Here is a 21,231-nt window from a genome sequence, read left to right as displayed (position 1 = left end):
TGTAACGTACAGCTGGAAAAAGCTTCTACAAATTATCTATAACTGACGTTAATCGCTCTGTAATTTGTTCGATAGTTCCGATACCGTCTACGGCATAAAACTTACCTTGTTCTTTATAATATCCAATAAGAGGAGCTGTTTTCTCATTGTATTCTTGATATCTTACACGAATTTTTTCTTCGTCTTGATCATCAGCTCTTCCGCTTGTTTTTCCTCTTTCTAATAAACGTGCTACCAAAATCTCGTCGTCTGCTTCTAAAGCGATTGTTGCTGTTACGCTAGATCCGATTGTTGGTAAAAATTTATCTAAAGCCTCAGCTTGGTTGATTGTTCTTGGGTAACCGTCGAACAAAAACCCTGCTGTATCTGGGTGTTTTTTTACCTCATCAATTAACATTGCAGTTGTTACTTCGCAAGGAACCAATTCTCCGTTGTCCATAAAAACTCTTGCTTTTTTTCCTAGTTCAGTATCATTTTTTAAATTGAAACGAAAAATATCTCCAGTTGAAAGGTGTGTTAAATTGTATTTTTCTTTTAAAAATTCTGCCTGAGTTCCTTTTCCTGCACCAGGCTTTCCAAATAAAACGATGTTAATCATAATTGAAATGAGTGTTGTTACTTCTGTCTTTCAGAAGTTTTTAAATGAATATTTAGTTGTGTTTTGTTTATTCTGCTAATTTGTAAACTTCAGTCAGGTTTCGTCCTAAACCATCGTAGTCCAAACCGTAACCTACAATAAATTTGTTCGGAATACGAATTCCGACATAATCTATTTTAATGTCTTTTTTATACGCTTCTGGTTTAAAGAACAATGTTGCAATTTTAAAATGACTTACATTTTGTGCTTTAAACAAGTGCTTTAATTCTTCAATCGTATTTCCTGTATCGATGATATCTTCAATAATTACAACCGTTCTCCCCGAAAGATCTTGATTGATTCCTATTAATTCTTTTACTGTATTTGTCGATTCAGTTCCTTCATACGATGCCATTTTTATAAATGAAACTTCGCATGGCTTTTTATATTTTTTTAGAAAATCTGACACCACCATAAAAGAACCATTTAGAACTCCAATAAAAATTGGCGTATCATCTCCAAAATCATCTTCTACCTGAGCCACCATTTTAGTTAAAGCAAAATCAATTTCTTTAGCCGAAATAAACGGAACAAATTGTTTATCGTGAATTTGTATCATTATTTTTCTTTTTAAAATAATGGACAAAGATAAAGAATTAGAACTTAACAGCTTCTATCAAAATGGACTGTATCTGGATATTTTTTCTTAATGTTAAATATCAGTTAATGTTTATTAATATTTTTATAACACTATTTGAATTTTGACTAAATTGTTATGATATAATTATTTAACTCCAAAAAACCAATGAAAAAATCCTTACCATTATTTGCCCTACCTTTACTAGCGATAATGACTGCCTGCAATGGACAAGTAAAAAAAGAAGAAAAAGAAGCCTTAGCCAAACAACCAAGCAATGTGGTAAAAACCGCTATTGGAAACATAACATTGCCTCCTCCATACGCAACCGAATCTAAAACCAAGAATAGTAAAGTAATTGGCTGGCCTGCTGGCAAAACACCAAAAGCTCCGGAAGGCTTTACAGTAACTAAATTTGCAGATGGTTTCGAAAATCCGCGTTGGAGTTATATTGGTCCGAACAATGATATTTTTGTTGTGGAAAGTGGAACAAGAACAAGCAAAAACCAAATAATCGTTTTACGCGATAACGACAAAGATGGCGTTTTTGAAACTCGTGAAGTTTTTATAAGTGGCCTCAACAGACCTTTGGGAATGCTTATTCTTAAAGACTTCTTTTATATTGCAAATACTGATGGACTTTACAGATATCCTTATAAAAATGCCCCTTTAAAATTAGAAACTCAAGGAACAAAAATTGTCGAACTTCCTGCTGGCGGATACAACAATCACTGGACAAGAAGTTTGCTCGCAAATCCTGAAGGAACGAAGATTTATATTGGAGTTGGCTCAGGAAGTAATGTCGGCGAAAATGGCATGGATAAAGAAGTTCGTCGCGCCGCAATTCTAGAAATTAATCCTGACGGAACTGATGAAAAAATTTATGCAGAAGGATTAAGAAACCCGATGGGAATGGATTGGAATCCTGCTATTAAAAATGAACTTTGGACCGCAGTTAATGAAAGAGATGAACTTGGTGATGACTTAGTTCCCGATTATATTACGAGTTTAAAAAGAGGCGGTTTTTATGGATGGCCGTATTCTTATTTTGGAAGCATTCCAGATCCAAGATGGAAAGACGGACCTAAAGATTTAGTCCAAAAAGCGATTGTTCCAGATGTTCCAGTTGGTGCTCATACCGCTTCTTTAGGATTGGCTTTTTATACGAAAAACGCATTTCCAGCAAAATACAAAAATGGTGCTTTTGTAGGTCAGCATGGTTCTTGGAACCGTTCTAAAATTTCGGGTTATAAAGTACTGTTTGTTCCTTTTAAAGATGGAAAACCTTCAGGAAAACCAGAAGATTTTTTAACTGGTTTTATTTCAAATGATGAAAAAGCCGAAGTTTTCGGACGTCCGGTTGCCGTAACGGTTATGAACGACGGATCGCTTTTGGTAAATGATGATAGCGGAAATACAATTTGGAAAGTGACTGCGAATAAATAGTTGAGATTGTTTTAACCACAAATTACACAAATTTTCGCAAAATTAATTTGTGTGAATTTGCGCAATTTGCGGTTAAAAATATTTTCAATTTTTAATCCGATGGACTATCTGAACAAACTAAATATTTTAAACACATAGAGACATAGATTTTTGTTAAAAAGAAGTTACTATACAATTTGAAACGCCTTTTTTGCCTCAATCAATGCTATGTTTCTATGTGTTAAAATAAAATTCCAAACCCCAAAACCTCTAACTACATTTATGCTTTTCAAAAAATATTTTCTTCTTCTTTTTGCATTCATTGTTTTCCAAAATCTAATTGCACAAGAAAAAGAAGTCAAAAATATTGATTCGGTTAAAACACAAAAACTAAATGAAGTTTTAATAAGTCCGCTTCACATTAATCGTGATTTGCAAAACAGTCCCGCATCTATTGGCATTTTATCCGAAAAAGAATTACTTCAAAATAATACTACCGACATTAGCAATGTCATCAATACAATTCCCGGCATTTTTATGCAATCGTCTAATATTACAACAACCCGAATTTCGATTCGCGGAATTGGCGCAAGAACTCCATACGGAACCAATAAAATTCGAGCTTTTTACGGAAGTATTCCGCTAACTTCTGGAAACAGCGAAACCGTAATTGACGATATTGATCTTCAAAACATCAATCAGATAGAAGTTATAAAAGGGCCACTTTCTAGTGTTTACGGCGCTGGTTTGGGTGGTGCGATTTTGATTTCGCCTCAATCTTTAAAAAAAGGGAATTATCAAGCAGAAGTCAGTTCTGTTTTTGGTTCCTACGGATTATTGAAAAACAGAATAAGTTTTGATATGAATGAAAAAAATGCTTCTCTAAATTTGAGTTATCACAATTTAAAAACAGATGGTTGGCGAGAAAACAGCGCATATAATCGCGAAGGAATTACGCTTGGCGGAGAATTATTCAGAAAGAAAAACAGCAAACTGACTTACTTTTCAAATTATACATATCTGAAAGCGTACATTCCGAGTTCAATTAACAAAACCACTTTCGAAAATAATCCGCAGGCGGGCGCACCGACTTGGGTCGCTTCTCAAGGTTTTAAAGAATACAAATCGACTTTGGGCGGATTGGCTTATGATTTTAAAATTAATGATCATTTGAATAATTCGACTTCGGTTTTCATAAATTATAAAAACAGCAACGAACCGCGTCCTTTTGATATTTTGCGTCAATATACTTTTGCTTCGGGCGCAAGAACACAATTTGCGGGAGATTTTAAAATCGGAAAAATCAATAATCAATTTATTGGCGGAATCGAATATTTCGCAGACAGTTATAGCGGAAATACTTTTCAAAATCTGTATCAACAGAATAATGGAAACGGCAGTTTACAAGGCAATCAGCTTACAGCAACCAATCAGAAAAGGCATTTTTACAATATTTTTTCGCAAATCAGAACTTTACTTTCTGACCGATTTGAAATCCAAGCAGGTTTAAATTATAACAAAACCAAGTTTGAACTTCAGAATGATTTTCCCGCTTCCGCGAATAATCCGACGGAACATTATAGTTATGATGGTATTTTTTCGCCACAACTTTCATTTTTATTTAAGCCAAATGAAATTCAGACTTTCTACTTTTCTGCAAGCCGCGGATTCTCTCTTCCTGCAACCGAAGAAACTTTAACTAGCACAGGAAATATTAATCAAGACATAAAACCGGAAACGGGTTACAATTTTGAATTAGGAAGCAAACTCCATCTTTTCAGTAAAAAACTGTATGCTGAAATTGCGGTTTACAGAATGGAAATTAAAGATTTATTGGTTGCCAAAAGAATCGGAGACGATCAATACGAAGGTGTAAATGCTGGAAAAACTTTTCATGAAGGAATCGAAATTGCATTAAAACACAATTGGACCATCAATCGAACTTTTAATTTGAATTCTCATGTTGGCACTTCCATAGGAAATTATGAATTCAAAGAATTTGTCGACAACGGAAATGATTATTCTGGAAATAAATTAACTGGAGTTCCAGCGAATACAGCCAGCGCAGGTTTTAATTTGAATACCAATTCAGGATTTTACTTTTCAGCTGATTTTCAATTCACAGATAAAATTCCGATGAATGATTCAAATGCCAATTTTTCAGATTCTTATTCGTTATTAAATTTAAAAACAGGTTATCAATTTGAAATCTTATCAGGATTAAAAGCACATTTTGACGCAGGAATAAACAATGTCACTAACGAAAAATATGCATCCATGATTCTAACCAATGCAACTGGAGTCGGAAATGCTCAACCAAGATTTTATTATCCAGGGTTACCTATAAATTATTACGGAATTATCTCATTAAATTATGTATTTTAGCTTAAGTATTTAAACCTTGCTGAACGATGCCGTCTGAATTACAAAAAAAACTGGATTACGTCAATGCTTATAGAGAAAACCGTCTAAAAGCTGCACAAGATGTTTTGGAAAATCCATCGCTTTTTAGCGAATTAGTTTCAATCTGTTTTACACCTTCAGACAAAAACAATCATAAAGCCTGTTGGATTTTAGAATTTGTTTCTTACGAAGAATTGCTTTGGCTGCAACCTCATCTTGATTTTTTCTGTTCAAATTTAAAGGTTCTAAAAGATGAAAGTTCGCTTCGTCCAATTGCAAAAGTGACGCAGCTTCTCGTAAAATCGCATTATAAGAAAAACGAAAACTGCATCAAACTCTCCGAAGAAAATCTTCAAGATTGCATTGAAGCGTCTTTTGATTGGCTTATAAATGACACCAAAGTCGCCACAAAAGCTTATTCTATAAGAACTTTATACATTCTAGGGAATTACTACGACTGGATTCATCCCGAATTAAAAGTAATAATTGACAAAGATTTCGGAGATCATTCAGCAGCGTACAAAGCCGTCGCCAAAGAAGTTTTGAAGAAAATAAAATAGATTTTTTATCGCCACGAATTCACGAATTTTCTTTTTCGCTTTGTGTGTAAAAATATAATTCGTGAATTCGTGGCGAAAAAAACTAGCTCATAATGAATTTTTGGCGGAAAAAAGATTAAAAAGTATCTTTGCAAAAACACAACTCAAAATGAATTATTTTTCTTCTGATTTTAAATTAGGAATATTAGGTGGCGGACAATTAGGCAAAATGCTTTTGTTCGACACTAGAAAATTTGATATACAAACTTACGTGCTAGATCCGAGCGACGAAGCGCCTAGTAAATTTGCTTGCAACAAATTTTTTCAAGGTGATTTAATGGATTATGATACAGTTTACAATTTCGGAAAACAAGTCGATGTTTTGACTTTCGAAATCGAATTGGTAAACCTTGAGGCTTTAACGCAATTAGAAAACGAAGGCGTAAAAGTATATCCATCTCCAAAAACCTTAAAAGGAATTCAGAATAAAGGAACTCAAAAAGACTTTTATACAGAAAGTAATATCCCAACTGCGTCTTATTTACGTTTTGAAAATCCAGCGCAATTGCAAAAATCAGTTGGAAATAATGAAATCACAATTCCATTTGTATGGAAATGCACCGAATTTGGTTATGATGGAAATGGTGTAAAAGTAATTCGCCAGATTTCAGATTTGGATAATCTTCCAAATGTGGAATGTATTGCCGAAACAATGGTTCCGTTCAAAAACGAATTGGCAGTAATTGTCTGTAGAAATCCATCAGGAGAAATTAAAACCTATCCAGTTGTAGAAATGGAATTTCACCCAGAAGCCAATCAAGTGGAATACGTAATCTGCCCAGCAAGAATCGACGAAAAAGTAGCTGAAAAAGCAAGAACAATTGCTTTAAACGTTTCTGAAAAATTCAATCACGTTGGACTTTTAGCAGTTGAAATGTTCCAAACCAACGAAGACGAAATTTTGGTAAACGAAGTTGCTCCGCGTCCGCACAACTCTGGTCATTATTCTATTGAAGCAAGTTATACTTCACAATTCGAAAATCATTTACGTGCTATTTTAGATCTTCCGTTAGGAAACACAGACAGTAAAGTGGCCGGAATTATGGTAAATTTAGTTGGTGCCGAAGGATATTCTGGAAATGTTGTGTATGAAAACATCGAAACCATTTTAGGATGGAACGGCGTTACGCCACATATTTACGGTAAAAAACAAACACGTCCTTTTAGAAAAATGGGGCACGTGACGATCGTAAATGAGAATATGCAAGAAGCGAGAAGAATTGCACAAGAAGTTAAGAACACAATTAGAGTGATCAGTGGTCAGTAATTTTAGTGATCAGTTTTAGTCACAGTCGCAGTCACAGTAATCAGTTAAAACTAAAATATATTTTTAAGTCTCAGTAACAACTTGAAACTTAAAACTTGAAACAAATAAAAAAAAATGAGCAAAGTAGCTATTATAATGGGAAGCATCTCAGACATGCCAGTTATGCAAGATGCAATCGACATATTAAAACAATTCAATGTTGAAGTTGAAGTAGATATCGTTTCGGCGCACAGAACGCCGGAGAAATTATTCGATTTCAGCAAAAATGCACACAATCGCGGTATTTCGGTAATTATTGCCGGCGCAGGCGGTGCGGCACATTTACCAGGGATGGTAGCATCAATGTCTCCGCTTCCTGTAATTGGAGTTCCAGTAAAATCAAGCAATTCAATTGATGGTTGGGATTCAGTTTTATCTATTTTACAAATGCCAGGCGGAGTTCCTGTTGCAACTGTAGCTTTAAACGGAGCAAAAAATGCTGGAATTTTAGCTGCACAAATCATCGGAAGCCATGACAAAAAAGTTTTGGACACGATTATTACTTATAAAGAAGAATTGAAAGCTGCGGTTAATAAAGCGGCTGAAGGTTTAAAGAAGTAAAAATTAATTTCACAGAGATACACGAAGAAGCACAGAGGTACACAAAATTTTGTGAATCTCTGTGTTTTTTCTTTGTGAGCCTTTGCGAAATAGTCCGCCTCAGAATTATTAACTATTCCTTATAAAAATTTCTAAAAGAAAAACTTAACTTTGAGAAAAAAGCGAAATGAACATTCAAACTTCTAAAATAGAGTTGGCTAAAATTGTTTTAGACATTGATAATCCTGACTTGATTCAGGAAATTGTTGATTTTATCCAATCCAAAGAAAACCTTTCAGAAGAGCAGAAAACTAAGATTAACGAGGCTATTTATTCTTTAGAAAACAATGAAGGAATCCAACACGATGTTGTAATGGAGGAAACTAAAAATCGTTATTCTAAATACTTTAAATAATGAATGTAATTTGGGCTCCACAAGCTAAAAAAGACTTTTGGAACAATATTGATTATTTGGAAGCAGAATGGTCTGAAAAAGTCGCTTTTAATTTTATTCAGAAAGTAAATACCACAATTACACTTTTACAAAATGACAATGTTTTATTTATCAAAACGAATTACAGGAACGTTTACAAAATTGTCATCACCAAACACATTTCACTTTTTTTACAGAATCGAAAACAACAATCTAGAATTACTTCGTTTTTGGAATAATTTTCAGAGTCCGGAGAAATTCAAACTATGATTTTCTAAATAGTATTTTTAAACATTATATTTTAAAATGAGCGTATTAACACAATATTTCAATACCAAACATAACACCGCACCTTTTTCGCAGATTAAAATCGAAGATTATGTTCCTGCTTTTCAGGAAGGAATTAAATTGGCTAAAGCCGAAATTGATGCGATTACAAACAATCCAGAAGCACCAACTTTTGAAAACACAATTGTGGCGATGGATTATTCTGGCGATATTTTAGATCGTCTTTCGAGCGTTTTCTTCAATTTGAATTCGGCTGAAACGAATGACGAAATGCAGAAAATTGCTCAGGAAGTTTCGCCTTGGCTTTCAGAATTCGGAAATGACATTCGCTTAAATGCTGAATTGTTTGCACGTGTGAAAGCTGTTTACGATCAAAAAGAAAGTTTGAACCTCAACCCGGAACAAACTACTTTATTAGATAAAAAATATAAAAGCTTTTCTAGAAACGGAGCGAATTTGCCAGAAGACAAGAAAAATCAGTTAAGAGAAATCGACAAAGAATTATCGAAATTGAGTTTACAATTTGGCGAAAATGTTTTGGCAGAAACCAACAACTTCGAATTGCATTTAACGGATGAAAAAGATCTTTCGGGTTTACCAGAAGGAACAATCGAAGCGGCTAGATTATTAGCAAAAAATCAGGAAAAAGAGGGATGGATTTTCACTTTAGATCATCCAAGTTATGTTCCGTTTTTGACTTATGCTGATAATCGCGAATTGCGTAAAAAAATGGCAATCGCTTTTGGTGCAAAAGGTTTTCAAAACAATGAATTTGACAATCAAGAAAATGTTTTAAAGATTGCTAAACTTCGTCATGAAAGAGCCAATTTATTAGGCTATAAAACGCACTCTCATTTTGTTTTGGAAGAAAGAATGGCTGAAAGTCCAGAAAAAGTATTTTCTTTCTTGAATGATTTATTAGCAAAAGCAAAACCTGCAGCTCAAAAAGAGTTTGCAGAATTAACTGCTTTCGCAAAAGAATTGGACGGAATCCAACAATTGGAAAAATGGGACGGCGCTTATTATTCTGAAAAATTAAAACAACAGCTTTTTAATTTAGATGATGAAAAACTAAAACCTTATTTCCAATTAGAGAAAGTTTTGGACGGAGCTTTTACCGTTGCTAAAAAACTTTACGGTTTAACTTTTACCGAAGTTTTTGACATCGACAAGTATCACGAAGAAGTAACAACTTATGAAGTTCGAGATGCTAAAAATGATTTAGTTTCGATTTTCTACGCTGATTTCTTCCCAAGAAAAGGAAAAAGAAACGGCGCTTGGATGACTTCATTCAAATCACAATATGTAAAAGACGGCGTAAACGAAAGACCACACATTTCGAACGTTTGCAATTTTACAAAACCAACAGAAACAAAACCTTCGTTATTGACTTTTAATGAAGTAACAACTTTATTCCATGAATTCGGTCACGGATTACACGGAATGTTGGCCGATACGGTTTATCCGAGTTTATCAGGAACTTCTGTTTATTGGGATTTTGTAGAATTACCAAGTCAGATTATGGAGAATTGGTGTTACGAACCAGAAGCTTTGGCTTTGTTTGCGAATCATTACGAAACGGGAGAAATTATTCCGATTGAGTATGTTCAGAAAATTAAAGAAAGTGCAAGTTTTCAAGAAGGTTTGGCTACGTTACGCCAATTAAGTTTTGGATTGTTAGACATGGCATGGCATGGACAAGATCCAACTAACATTACAGATTTGAAGACTTTCGAAACAGAACAATTTGCAAACACGCAATTGTATCCAGATGTAAAAGAAAATGCAATGAGTACTGCTTTTTCGCATATTTTCCAAGGTGGATATTCTTCTGGATATTACAGCTATAAATGGGCTGAAGTTTTAGATGCTGATGCTTTTGAATATTTCCATGAAAATGGTATTTTCAATGAAGAAATCGCTAAAAAATTCAAAGATAATGTACTTTCTAAAGGAGGAACAGAACATCCTATGACTCTATACAAACGTTTCAGAGGTCAAGAACCAAAACCTGAAGCTTTGTTGAAGAGAGCGGGATTATTATAAAAGTTTCTAAGATACTGAGCTTCTAAGTTGCTAAGTGTCTTAAACCTTAAAACTAAAACCGAAGCAAAAATGCTTCGGTTTTTTTATTTGATTTTGTCTAACTATCTTAGCATTTTTTAAATCCAAATCTTACAAAAAATTATCTTGAAAAAATACTTTAAAATAGCGTTATATCTTATTCTTATCGGATTGGTTACAATTGTTTCTATCAATTATAATGTAACCTCTTCTACTAAAACCAAGATTTATTATTCAGCAAAAAAATTCCCAAAAAATGATGTTGGAATTATTTTTGGCGCTGGAATTAATGGAAACCAACCAAGCAAATATTTAAAAGATCGTCTTGATGCAGGAATCATGCTTTGGAAAGCAAAACGAATCAATAAAATTCTGCTTTCAGGAGATAATGGCCGTGAAGAATATGATGAATTAACGGTAATGAAAAATTACTGTTATTCTCACGGGGTTGACACCACAAAGATTTTTATTGATTATGCTGGTTTCGATACATATTCAACAATGTACCGAGCAAAACATATTTTTAAAATAAAAAGAGCCACTTTAATTTCTCAGAAATACCATTTAAACCGAGCGATTTACATCGGAAATAAATTAGGTATAAAATCTGTTGGTTATTCTGCAAATCAAGGAGAATATTTAGGTTATAATTATGTTCAATTTAGAGAATGTCTTTCGAGATGTAAATCTTTTTTTGATGTTTTAAGAAATCGCGAGCCGAAGTATTTAGGCGGCGAAATTAATATTAATGGAGAATCTAATTATTCTAAAGACGATAAGAGATAAAAAACAAAACCCTGCAAAAGAACTTGCAGGGTTTTCAGTTGTAACTTTAAGACAAAGAATAGAAATCTTTCTTCTTTGCTCTTTTCTCTATATTCTTTACTCTTTCTCTAAAACTCGTTTCGCTAATTTCCCAACAGTCAATCCTTGAACGACAATCGAGAATAAAACAACAATATAAGTTACCTCAAGCAATAAGTTTTTATATTCTCCTTCAGGCATAGAAAGAACTAACGCAATAGAAACTCCACCGCGAATTCCTCCCCAAACCAAAACCATCAATGAACCTTTATTATAAGCTGATTTTATTCCGAAGAACTTAAAGATGTCGAAGAATTTCCAGGGCAAAACTATTGAGGTTAATCTTGAAAACAGTACAATAAAAATCGCTACAAAACCTGTTAGTAATTGTTTGTTCAAATCTGGAAGTAATAGTAATTCAAAACCAATAAAAAGGAACAAAACAGCATTTAAGATTTCATCGATTAGTTCCCAAAACTTTCCTAGATAGTCTTTCGTAACTTCACTCATCGCTACTTTTTTACCATAATTTCCGATAATTAATCCGGCAACAACCATCGCAAGCGGACTAGAAACGTGCAATGCTTGGGCAACTAAGAATCCTCCTGTTACGATAGAAAGTGTGATTAAAACCGAAACTTTATAATCGTCGATTTTCTTCATAACTCTTGAAGCAGTAAATCCAAAAACCGCACCTAATAAAAGTCCACCGATTCCTTCTTCTATAAATAATAAAGAGATTGAGCCAAAAGTCGCATCAAAAGTTGGATCGGTTGCCATTTTTAAAACAACAGCAAACATTACTACCGCTACTCCATCATTAAAAAGAGATTCTCCAACAATTTTGGTTTCGATTCTTTTTGGAACTTTCGCTTCTTTTAAAACTCCTAAAACCACGATTGGATCGGTTGGAGAAATTAAGGTTCCAAAAACAAGGCAAAATATGTATGGTATTTTTATTCCCAAAAGTGGAGCGATATAAAAAAGAAGCATTGAAATAATCAAAGCTGATAAGACTACGCTTATCGTAGAATAAATCATTATGGGCACTTTTTGTTCTTTCAGATCCGAAATATTGACATGAAGCGCTCCCGCGAATAACAAGAAATTCAACATGGCTCCCATTAAAATTTCATTGAAGTCAAATTGTTTGATTAAATCAAAAAAATGTTTGGTTGTTGCAGGGAAATATGAATCTCCCAAAAGGCGAATTCCGACAGAAACTAGCATCGCAATAATCATAATTCCGATGGTTCCTGGAAGTTTTAAAAATCTTAAATTCAAATAGGCGAAGAAAGAAGCCAGTACGATTAGTACCGAAAATGTGTAGTATAATTCCATAAAATGTGATTTTTACAAAAATAGCTGTATCATTATTTAATCAAAAATTTGACGGGTCGAATTAACATAACTTTATTATTTGTTAAATATGTTTCAAATATTTTTGAAAGTTTAAAAACTTTTACTTACATTTGACACATGGAATTCAAAGAAGCAAAAAATAAATTCGTTCAGTCTTGGGGAGCATTAGGTTCTCAATGGGGCATTAATAAAACCATGGCACAAATTCATGCTTTATTGATGGTCTCGAATGAACCAGTTTCGATGGAAGACATTATGGAAGAATTGCAAATCTCGCGTGGTAATGCAAGCATGAACATCAGAGCGCTTATGGATTGGGGAATTGTTTACAAAGAATTTAAAGCCGGAGAAAGAAAAGAGTTTTTTACAGCCGAAAAAGATTTGGACGAATTAGCCGTAAAAATTTCGCGAGAAAGAAGCAAAAGAGAAATCAAACCTACTCTTAAAATTTTAAAAGAAGTTTCCTCTATTGATGTAAAGGATTCGGCAGAAGAAAAACACTTTGTTGATCAAACTGAAAAATTGTATGATTTCGTTTTAAAAGTGGATAATATGTTGGACAAAATAACAGAAATGAACGAAAACTGGCTGGGACGTATGGTTATCAAATTACTTAAATAAAAAAAATTTAATTCAAACTTTCATTTTTTTCTGAAAGTTTAAAACAATCAATAACTATGAAAAACATTAACTATCTCAATTACTTTTTTGTTGGTGTGCCAATATTTTTAGTTGCATGTGGAATATTAACTAATGAAAGCAGTGGAAATCTTATTGGAAGCGGTTTATTATTCTTAATACTAACAGGCTTATTTCAAGTTATTTTTGGTATAAAAATGCTAATGGACGATCCTAAAGACACAAACCTACAACATTACATAAAAGGAGTTGGTTTCTTTTTTGCACTATGGCTTATAAACGGTACAGTTCTAAATTTTGAGATTATCTACTATATTTTAGTTCCAATTCCAATTGTACTTGCAATCTTCTTTTCTATGATAACTTATAAAAAAGCACACAAATGAATTTCTTAAAAGCAGAATGGAAAAATTTAGCCTTATTCAATTATGAAATTGACCGTGAGGTTTTAGAAAAATATGTTCCCGTTGGAACTGAGATTGATATTTGGAATAACAAATGTTATGTCAGCTTAGTTGGCTTTATGTTTAAAAACACGAAAGTTTTAGGATTGAAAGTTCCGTTTCATGTGAATTTTGAAGAAGTGAATTTGAGATTTTATGTCAAACGTTTTGAAAACGGCGAATGGAAACGCGGTGTTGTTTTCATTAAAGAAATTGTTCCGAAAAAAGCGATCACTTTTATCGCGAATACTTTGTATCAAGAACATTATGAAACTCAAAAAATGCGACATGAAATTGTAGAAAATGAAGATACAAACACTTTCATCTATCAATGGAAAAACAATCAAGAATGGAATACAATTGAAATTGAAACCAAAAAAAATGTGAGCCGAATAGAAATTGATTCTGAAGCTGAGTTTATTACCGAACATTATTTTGGTTATACAAAAATCAATGAAGAAACCACTTTTGAATATGAAGTGACACATCCGAGATGGGAACAATTTGAAGTTTTAAATCATCGAGTTGATATTGATTTCGGAAAAAATTATGGAAGTGATTTTAAATTTCTTCAAGATCAAAAACCGGTTTCTGTGTTCTTAGCAAAAGGATCTGAAATTACGGTTAAAAATAAAAGAAAGCTTCAATTGTTTTCAGCTGAAGAAGAATTATACGCTTAACGCATAAAAAATTCAACACATAGAAACATAGATTGTTATCTCAAAAAGAGAATAAAAGAAACTAGTTTCCACACATAGATAAACTATGTGAATTAAAATTAGTGAAACGCCTTTTTTAATCTTCTAAAAGCTATGTTTCTATGTGTTAAAAACATCAATCTTAAAACCTAAAATTATGAAAACGCTCGAAAATCAAACTTTGCTTTATGATGAAGATTGTCCGCTTTGCAGTTTATATACTACTGGATTTGTAAAAAGTGGCATGTTAGATCAAAACGGAAGAAAATCTTATTGCCAGTTATCTGAAGAAGAGCAGAATTTTGTGGATTTAAAACGTGCTCCAAACGAAATAGCTTTAGTTGATAACAAAACGCAAACTGTAATTTACGGAATTGATAGTTTGATAAAAGTCGTTGGTTTTTCTTTTCCATTAATTGAAAAAATTGCAACAATAAAACCGATTCATTTTATTCTGAAAAAGCTCTATTCTTTTGTTTCTTATAATCGAAAAGTAATTATTCCAGGAAATCTAAAAGAAGAAAACAAATTGGAATGTACACCTGATTTCAATTACAAATACCGATTTCTATTTATCGGATTTGCTCTGACCATAACAACTTTCGTTTTATTCGGATATTCTAATTTGATTTTGAATTTTCCAAAAAGTACCATTACAAGAGAATTAATTTTAGCTTTTGGACAAATTGTTTTTCAAGCTTTATTTCTTCTAAAATTGGAGAAACAAACTGTTATCAATTATGCAGGAAATTTAATGACGGTTTCTTTAATGGGAAGTTTAATTCTAACGCCGCTTTTACTTTTGGGTCAATTTTTTCAACTTCCACAGATGATCATTTTAGGTTGGTTTGGAGTAACGGTTTTCATTATGTTTTTGGAACATTTTAGAAGAGTGAAACTTTTAAAACTTCCTTTTTATTTATCTTTCACTTGGATTTTGTATAGAATTATTGCTCTGTTTTTAATTTTAAATTAATTAAATTTTGCCACAAATTGCACTAATTTTCACGAATTGATTTTTCACTTTTAGAAAATAAAAATTAGTGCCAATTCGTGCAATTTGTGGCAAAAAAAAATCGCACAACATGACTAAACTCATTATAGCATCAGGAACTGGTTTTTTAGGACAAGTTTTAGTAAATCATTTCAAAAATAAATTTGATGAAATTGTAATTCTTACCCGTGGGAATTCAAAAACTGAAGACGGAATTAAATATGTAAACTGGAATGCCAAGACATTTTCTGGCTGGGAAAAAGAATTAGAAAACGCAACAGTTTTAATTAATCTCGCAGGAAAATCGGTTGATTGCCGTTATACCAAGGAGAACAAAAAGAGGATTCTATGGTCTAGAATTGACAGCACAAAAGTTCTCAACAAAGCAGTTTTAAATTGCCAGAATCCACCAAAACACTGGCTGAATTCATCAACAGCAACTATTTATCGTTTTTCTTTAGACAAACAAATGGATGAAGTTGACGGAGAAATTGGAAATGACTTTTCTATCAATGTGGCGCTTTCTTGGGAAAAAGCTTTTTTTAAAACTGAAACTCCGCGAACTTTAAAAACGGCTTTACGGACTTCTATTGTTTTAGGAAAAAACGGTGGTGCTTTGATTCCGTTAAAAGCCTTGGCAAAAATTGGTTTTGGAGGAAAACAGGGAAATGGAAATCAGTTTGTGAGTTGGATTCACGAAGAAGATTTTGCAAATACAGTTGATTTTATTATTGAAAAAGAAATGACTGGTGTTGTAAATGTGGTTTCTCCTGAACCAATTCGAAATGTCAATTTTATGCAAAAACTTAGAAAAGCTGTTGGTTTTCCTTTTGGAATTCCACTGAATAAATTCTTACTGGAAATTGGCTCCTTTTTTATCAGAACTGAAACCGAATTGGTTTTGAAAAGTAGAAATGTGATTCCGAAACGACTTTTGGAAAATGGGTTTCAATTTAAGTTTGGAGATATTGATGAGGCTTTTAAAGATTTAATTTGACTCCTTTTTGTCATTTCGAGGAACGAGACCCGAGCGATAGCGAATAGGCGAAGCAAATCACACGCGGAATTCTGTAAAGTAAATTGCCAATCTTTGCAGAGTTTCTAATGTGATTTCTCCTTTCAGTCGAAATGACAAGATTGCGTAAAAACTTTGTCAAAGTTAAACTCTACGATTCGTAACGAAACCCGACAGGTTTTAAAAACCTGTCGGGTTTAACTAAGTGAAAAATGACAGAAATAAATTTAACCACAAAAATAAATGCACCAAAACAAACTGTTTTCGATGCCTCAAGAAACATCGACATTCATCAAAAATCTGCAAGTGATTCAAAAGAAAAAGCAATTGCAGGAATAACTTCTGGTTTGATCAATTTAAACGAAACAGTAACTTGGCGCGGTAAACATTTTGGATTTTACCTAACTCACAAAAGCCGAATTACCGCAATGAATCTTTACGATTATTTTGTGGATGAAATGGAAAAAGGCAAATTCAAATCTTTCAAACATGAACATTTTTTTGAAGAAGAAAATGGAATTACGATCATGAAAGATAAACTACAATATGAAACTCCGTTTGGAATCTTCGGGAAATTATTTGATGTTTTGTTTTTGAAAAAACATTTGACAAATTTTCTTTTGGAAAGAAATAAAGTTTTAAAAGAGGTTTCAAAAATACAATATTGATTTTTGAATTGCCTCCAGCTTTAGCTGGAGGAGAAATTTAATCGAATGTCTTGGGCTTTAGCCAAACTTGAGTTTTGGCTAAAGCCAGATTGGAAGCATCTCTTTAAACTTCAGCTAAAGCTGGAGGCAACTCAAAAAAATCAATTTTTTAAACAATCGATTTAAAACATAGCCCACGGTTTCAACCGTGGGAAACGTTTTCAAAATCCATACGAAATACGAAGCGAAACATTGCGTCCCAATGGTTGAAACCATTGGCTATGTTTCTTCAAATATTGTGTTTTTATATCTTTTAAAAATGAATCTTCTCGTTTTAGGTTTGCGTGAGGGATAGAAGCTAGCTACCGAAGTAGCGCGGATAGCCCGACGCCATTTAAGGAAAGGCCTAATGAGCGCAAAGATTGTGAAGGCCTTTTCTTAAATGGGGTCACGCCCAAAATATTTTCAGCTTAGAGAAAAACCACCATCAGCCACCAAAAAACTGGCACGGCTTCTACCCAAAAAGAAGTATAATATTTGGAACGATTGGTATTTGCGAAAGCAATAAATAACATTAGCATTGTGACCATTATTAAGTTTATAATGGCATCATGAATATTAAATGTTGAAACAAAAATCTCTAAAAACCAAAACGGAATCAATAACAGAAACCCTAAAAGCTTGGTCTTCTTTACTCCTATTGTCTGCGGAACGGTTTGCAAATGCGGATCGTCATTTGCTAAATCTAAAATCTCGAAAACCAAAATCAGCACAAAAACCAGAATAAAACGCTGAATACATTTGATAAAGAAATCTGTTGTAAACGGAATTTCAGCATTTATTAAAGGCAAAACCAAAGTCGCGCCAACCCAACAAAGTGCTACAATGTAAATTTTTACGCCTGCCCAGTTTCTGGCGTTTCTTCTATTTGGGAAAAACGGCAAAGTATAAAGTGCCGTTATAGCAAAAATTCCAACGGATACAATCTGTGTAATTCTTTTCAAATGGAAGAAATAATAACCGACTAAAATCACCGAAATAAAACTCAAAACTGCGATAATTTTTAGTTGTGTTCCAATCGGATTTTTCTTGACACGAACTAACGCATCATATTTTACGAAATTATATCCTACAATTGTTCCGAAGAAAACAAAAAGTGCCATCGGTTCATCATACTGAATATGAAATACATGAAAAGTAATTCGTACCAAAGCATAACATGACAAAGCCACGTGAATACTGCTGTTTAAATAAAAATCGAATATTTGTTTTAGTAGTTTCATAGCTCAAATCTAATCAATTGGTAACAAATCAACTCTTTAGTTATAAATTTGATAAAAATTGAAGTTAAAAATACCTATTAAATTATTAATAATACTTAATTTTGCGCCACAAAAAAACAACACATTTACTTTTAAATGTTATTCGCCCCATAAAGTGCCGAGTCACATTCATTTAAAAACATTAAATAGCTACATGAAAACAGATGCTTTTGCTTTAAGACACATTGGTCCAAGAGAAACTGATCTTCAGCACATGCTGAAAACTATTGGAGTTGATTCTATTGAACAACTTGTTTATGAAACACTTCCAGATGATATTCGTCTAAAAGCGCCGTTGAATTTAGATCCTGCAATGACAGAATTTGAATTTGCAAATCACATTCGCGAATTAGGGAAGAAAAACAAAACATATAAATCATATATTGGTTTGGGTTACCACCCAACTATCGTTCCTGCGCCGATTCAGAGAAATATTTTTGAAAACCCAGGATGGTATACAGCTTACACGCCTTACCAAGCAGAAATTGCACAAGGTCGTTTAGAAGCTATTTTGAATTTCCAAACTACCGTTATTGAGTTGACTGGAATGGAAATTGCCAACGCATCTTTACTTGACGAAGGAACTGCAGCTGCTGAAGCTATGGCGTTATTATTTGACGTTCGTACTCGTGATCAAAAGAAAAACAATACACATAAATTCTTCGTTTCTGAAGAAATTTTACCACAAACGTTATCTGTACTTCAAACACGTTCAACTCCAATCGGAATTGAATTAGTTGTTGGAAACCATGAAACATTTGATTTTTCAAATGAATTTTTCGGAGCTATTTTACAATACCCAGGAAAATACGGTCAGGTAAACGATTACAGCGCTTTTGTTGCTAAAGCAAAAGAAAATGAAATTAAAGTAGCTTTTGCTGCTGATATTTTATCATTAGCAACTTTAACTTCTCCAGGAGAAATGGGAGCTGCTGTTGTTGTTGGAACTACACAACGTTTTGGTGTGCCAATGGGTTACGGTGGTCCTCACGCTGCTTATTTTGCAACTAAAGACGAATACAAAAGATCTATGCCGGGTCGTATCATCGGAGTTTCTGTTGACGTAAACGGAAACCGTGCTTTACGTATGGCGTTAGGAACTCGTGAACAACACATTAAACGTGAGAAAGCGACTTCAAACATTTGTACTGCTCAGGTTTTACTAGCGGTTATGGCCGGAATGTACGCGGTTTACCACGGACCAGAAGGTTTGAAATATATTGCAAACAAAGTTCATGCATCGGCGGTTACTACTGCTGAGGCTTTAAATAAAATTGGAGTTTCTCAAGTTAACTCAGCTTACTTTGATACTATTTTGGTAAAAGCAGATGCTCAAAAAGTTAAAGCTGCTGCAGAGAAAAACAAAGTAAACTTCTTCTATCCTGATGCTGATACGATTTCTATTTCGTTAAACGAAACAACTTCAATTGCAGACATCAACCAAATCGTTGCGATTTTTGCTGAAGCTTTAGGAAAAGAAACGGTTTCTGTTTCTGAATTAAGTGAAGCTAGTCAATTACCAGCTTCATTAGAAAGAACATCTTCTTTCTTAACGCATGATGTTTTCAACAATCATCATTCAGAAAGTCAATTGATGCGTTACATCAAAAAATTAGAGCGTAAAGATTTATCATTGAACCACTCGATGATTTCGTTAGGTTCTTGTACGATGAAATTAAACGCAGCTTCTGAAATGTTGCCTTTATCAATGCCAAACTGGAACAGCATTCACCCTTTTGCACCTGTTGACCAAGTTGAAGGTTACCTTATAATGTTGAAAAGATTAGAGCAGCAATTGAATGTAATTACTGGTTTTGCTGGAACAACTTTACAGCCAAACTCTGGAGCGCAAGGAGAATATGCTGGTTTAATGGCGATTCGTGCTTACCATATGTCAAGAAACGAAGGTCACCGTAATGTATGTTTGATTCCATCTTCTGCTCACGGAACAAATCCTGCTTCTGCTGCGATGGCTGGAATGAAAATCATTGTTACGAAAACGACTCCAGAAGGAAATATTGACGTAGAAGATTTAAGAGAAAAAGCGATTGAGCATAAAGATGATTTATCTTGTTTAATGGTAACGTATCCTTCTACTCACGGAGTTTTCGAATCTTCAATTATTGAAATCACAAAATTAATCCACGATAATGGCGGATTAGTATATATGGATGGTGCAAACATGAACGCGCAAGTTGGATTAACAAATCCTGCTACAATTGGCGCTGACGTTTGCCACTTAAACTTACACAAAACTTTCGCTATTCCTCACGGTGGTGGTGGACCTGGTGTTGGACCAATTTGTGTGAACGAAAAATTAGTTCCGTTCTTGCCAACAAACCCAATCTTAAAAGTTGGTGGTGAGCAAGCAATCACTGCTATTTCATCTGCACCTTACGGATCTGCTTTAGTATGTTTAATTTCTTACGGTTACATCACAATGATGGGAGCAGAAGGATTAAAAAGTGCTACCGAGCACGCGATCTTGAATGCAAACTACATGAAATCTCGTTTCGAAGGTCACTACCCAATTCTTTACACTGGAGAATGCGGAAGAGCAGCTCACGAAATGATTTTAGATTGCCGTGCATTCAAAGAAAACGGAATCGAAGTGGGTGATATCGCAAAACGTTTAATGGATTACGGTTTCCACGCTCCAACGGTTTCTTTCCCAGTTGCAGGAACTTTAATGATCGAGCCAACTGAATCTGAAGATTTAGCAGAATTAGATCGTTTTTGTGATGCGCTTATCTCAATCAGAAAAGAGATTGAAGCTGCAACAGCTGATGACAAAAACAACGTATTGAAAAATGCACCTCATACATTAGCAATGTTAACTACGGACAACTGGGATTTCCCTTATACAAGAGAAAAAGCAGCGTATCCATTAGATTACATCGCTGAAAATAAATTCTGGCCATCCGTTCGTCGTGTAGACGATGCTTACGGTGACAGAAATTTAGTTTGCAGCTGTGCACCTATCGAAGCTTACATGGAAAGCTAAGAATTAGTTTTTTATAAAATATAGATTGTCA

General features: G+C 33.8%; 20 protein-coding genes. 16 read left to right on the top strand and 4 right to left on the bottom strand.

Translation table 11 applies throughout. The features are described 5' to 3' along the window. Window positions 1-25: 25 nt before the first annotated feature. Window positions 26-598: an adenylate kinase gene (locus K6T82_RS16995; protein ID WP_223708065.1), complete on the bottom strand. Its 573-nt coding sequence runs from the start codon at window positions 596-598 to the stop codon at window positions 26-28. A gap of 67 nt (window positions 599-665) precedes the next feature. After that, entirely contained in the window at window positions 666-1,196 is a 531-nt protein-coding gene (hpt, locus tag K6T82_RS16990; RefSeq protein ID WP_223708063.1) for a hypoxanthine phosphoribosyltransferase, read from the bottom strand. A 186-nt stretch (window positions 1,197-1,382) separates the two neighbouring features. Between hpt and K6T82_RS16985 the strand changes: the two genes are divergently transcribed. The 9 genes from K6T82_RS16985 (at window position 1,383) to K6T82_RS16945 (ending at window position 11,058) form a co-directional block, all read left to right on the top strand. Continuing rightward, the gene (locus K6T82_RS16985; protein ID WP_223708060.1) at window positions 1,383-2,660 is read left to right on the top strand and encodes a PQQ-dependent sugar dehydrogenase; all 1,278 of its coding nucleotides are present in this window, start codon (window positions 1,383-1,385) and stop codon (window positions 2,658-2,660) included. A gap of 261 nt (window positions 2,661-2,921) precedes the next feature. Next, complete coding sequence (locus K6T82_RS16980; RefSeq protein ID WP_223708058.1) at window positions 2,922-5,024, top strand: TonB-dependent receptor; 2,103 nt, start codon at window positions 2,922-2,924, stop codon at window positions 5,022-5,024. A 26-nt stretch (window positions 5,025-5,050) separates the two neighbouring features. Continuing rightward, window positions 5,051-5,602, top strand: coding sequence for a hypothetical protein (locus tag K6T82_RS16975; RefSeq protein WP_223708055.1), 552 nt, complete (start codon window positions 5,051-5,053; stop codon window positions 5,600-5,602). Window positions 5,603-5,750: 148 nt separating this feature from the next. Then, window positions 5,751-6,908 (top strand): 5-(carboxyamino)imidazole ribonucleotide synthase, encoded by a 1,158-nt coding sequence (locus K6T82_RS16970; protein WP_223708053.1) that lies wholly within the window; start codon window positions 5,751-5,753, stop codon window positions 6,906-6,908. A 114-nt stretch (window positions 6,909-7,022) separates the two neighbouring features. After that, a complete protein-coding gene (purE, locus tag K6T82_RS16965) occupies window positions 7,023-7,508 on the top strand; it encodes a 5-(carboxyamino)imidazole ribonucleotide mutase (protein ID WP_223708050.1) in 486 nt (161 codons plus the stop codon). Window positions 7,509-7,674: 166 nt separating this feature from the next. Then, on the top strand, window positions 7,675-7,902 hold the full coding sequence (locus K6T82_RS16960; RefSeq protein WP_223708048.1) for a hypothetical protein: 228 nt from the start codon (window positions 7,675-7,677) through the stop codon (window positions 7,900-7,902). Next, window positions 7,902-8,159, top strand: coding sequence for a type II toxin-antitoxin system RelE/ParE family toxin (locus K6T82_RS16955; RefSeq protein WP_223708039.1), 258 nt, complete (start codon window positions 7,902-7,904; stop codon window positions 8,157-8,159). Before K6T82_RS16960 ends, K6T82_RS16955 begins: the two co-directional genes overlap by 1 nt. Window positions 8,160-8,226: 67 nt before the next feature. Next, window positions 8,227-10,254 carry a M3 family metallopeptidase gene (locus tag K6T82_RS16950; RefSeq protein ID WP_223708037.1) on the top strand — a complete coding sequence of 676 codons (2,028 nt, stop codon included), beginning with the start codon at window positions 8,227-8,229 and terminating at the stop codon, window positions 10,252-10,254. A 144-nt stretch (window positions 10,255-10,398) separates the two neighbouring features. Continuing rightward, window positions 10,399-11,058 (top strand): SanA/YdcF family protein, encoded by a 660-nt coding sequence (locus K6T82_RS16945; RefSeq protein ID WP_223708029.1) that lies wholly within the window; start codon window positions 10,399-10,401, stop codon window positions 11,056-11,058. A 96-nt stretch (window positions 11,059-11,154) separates the two neighbouring features. Here the strand turns inward: K6T82_RS16945 and K6T82_RS16940 are convergent, their stop codons facing one another. Next, window positions 11,155-12,417, bottom strand: coding sequence for a cation:proton antiporter (locus K6T82_RS16940; protein WP_223708027.1), 1,263 nt, complete (start codon window positions 12,415-12,417; stop codon window positions 11,155-11,157). A gap of 138 nt (window positions 12,418-12,555) precedes the next feature. Here K6T82_RS16940 and K6T82_RS16935 point away from each other — a divergent pair, with 138 nt between their 5' ends. From K6T82_RS16935 to K6T82_RS16910, 6 genes are all read left to right on the top strand, one after another. Further along, window positions 12,556-13,059, top strand: coding sequence for a GbsR/MarR family transcriptional regulator (locus K6T82_RS16935; protein ID WP_223708025.1), 504 nt, complete (start codon window positions 12,556-12,558; stop codon window positions 13,057-13,059). A 56-nt stretch (window positions 13,060-13,115) separates the two neighbouring features. Next, the gene (locus tag K6T82_RS16930) at window positions 13,116-13,463 is read left to right on the top strand and encodes a hypothetical protein (RefSeq protein ID WP_223708023.1); all 348 of its coding nucleotides are present in this window, start codon (window positions 13,116-13,118) and stop codon (window positions 13,461-13,463) included. Continuing rightward, window positions 13,460-14,200, top strand: coding sequence for a YqjF family protein (locus tag K6T82_RS16925; RefSeq protein WP_223708019.1), 741 nt, complete (start codon window positions 13,460-13,462; stop codon window positions 14,198-14,200). Before K6T82_RS16930 ends, K6T82_RS16925 begins: the two co-directional genes overlap by 4 nt. Window positions 14,201-14,375: 175 nt before the next feature. Then, entirely contained in the window at window positions 14,376-15,194 is an 819-nt protein-coding gene (locus K6T82_RS16920; RefSeq protein ID WP_223708010.1) for a thiol-disulfide oxidoreductase DCC family protein, read from the top strand. A gap of 109 nt (window positions 15,195-15,303) precedes the next feature. Then, complete coding sequence (locus K6T82_RS16915; protein WP_223708007.1) at window positions 15,304-16,209, top strand: TIGR01777 family oxidoreductase; 906 nt, start codon at window positions 15,304-15,306, stop codon at window positions 16,207-16,209. A 230-nt stretch (window positions 16,210-16,439) separates the two neighbouring features. Continuing rightward, a complete protein-coding gene (locus K6T82_RS16910) occupies window positions 16,440-16,895 on the top strand; it encodes an SRPBCC family protein (RefSeq protein ID WP_223708005.1) in 456 nt (151 codons plus the stop codon). Between the two features lie 449 nt (window positions 16,896-17,344). Here the strand turns inward: K6T82_RS16910 and K6T82_RS16905 are convergent, their stop codons facing one another. After that, window positions 17,345-18,157, bottom strand: a complete 813-nt coding sequence (locus K6T82_RS16905; protein ID WP_223708003.1) for a UbiA prenyltransferase family protein — start codon at window positions 18,155-18,157, stop codon at window positions 17,345-17,347. Window positions 18,158-18,350: 193 nt separating this feature from the next. Here K6T82_RS16905 and gcvP point away from each other — a divergent pair, with 193 nt between their 5' ends. Next, window positions 18,351-21,200 (top strand): aminomethyl-transferring glycine dehydrogenase, encoded by a 2,850-nt coding sequence (gene gcvP, locus K6T82_RS16900; protein WP_223708000.1) that lies wholly within the window; start codon window positions 18,351-18,353, stop codon window positions 21,198-21,200. The last annotated feature ends 31 nt before the right edge of the window (window positions 21,201-21,231 follow it).

The organism is Flavobacterium potami (genome assembly GCF_020026915.1).
GTDB lineage: Bacteria > Bacteroidota > Bacteroidia > Flavobacteriales > Flavobacteriaceae > Flavobacterium > Flavobacterium potami.
The sequence above is the reverse complement of the archived record's forward strand: the minus strand, read 5'-3'. Positions and strand labels throughout refer to the sequence as shown.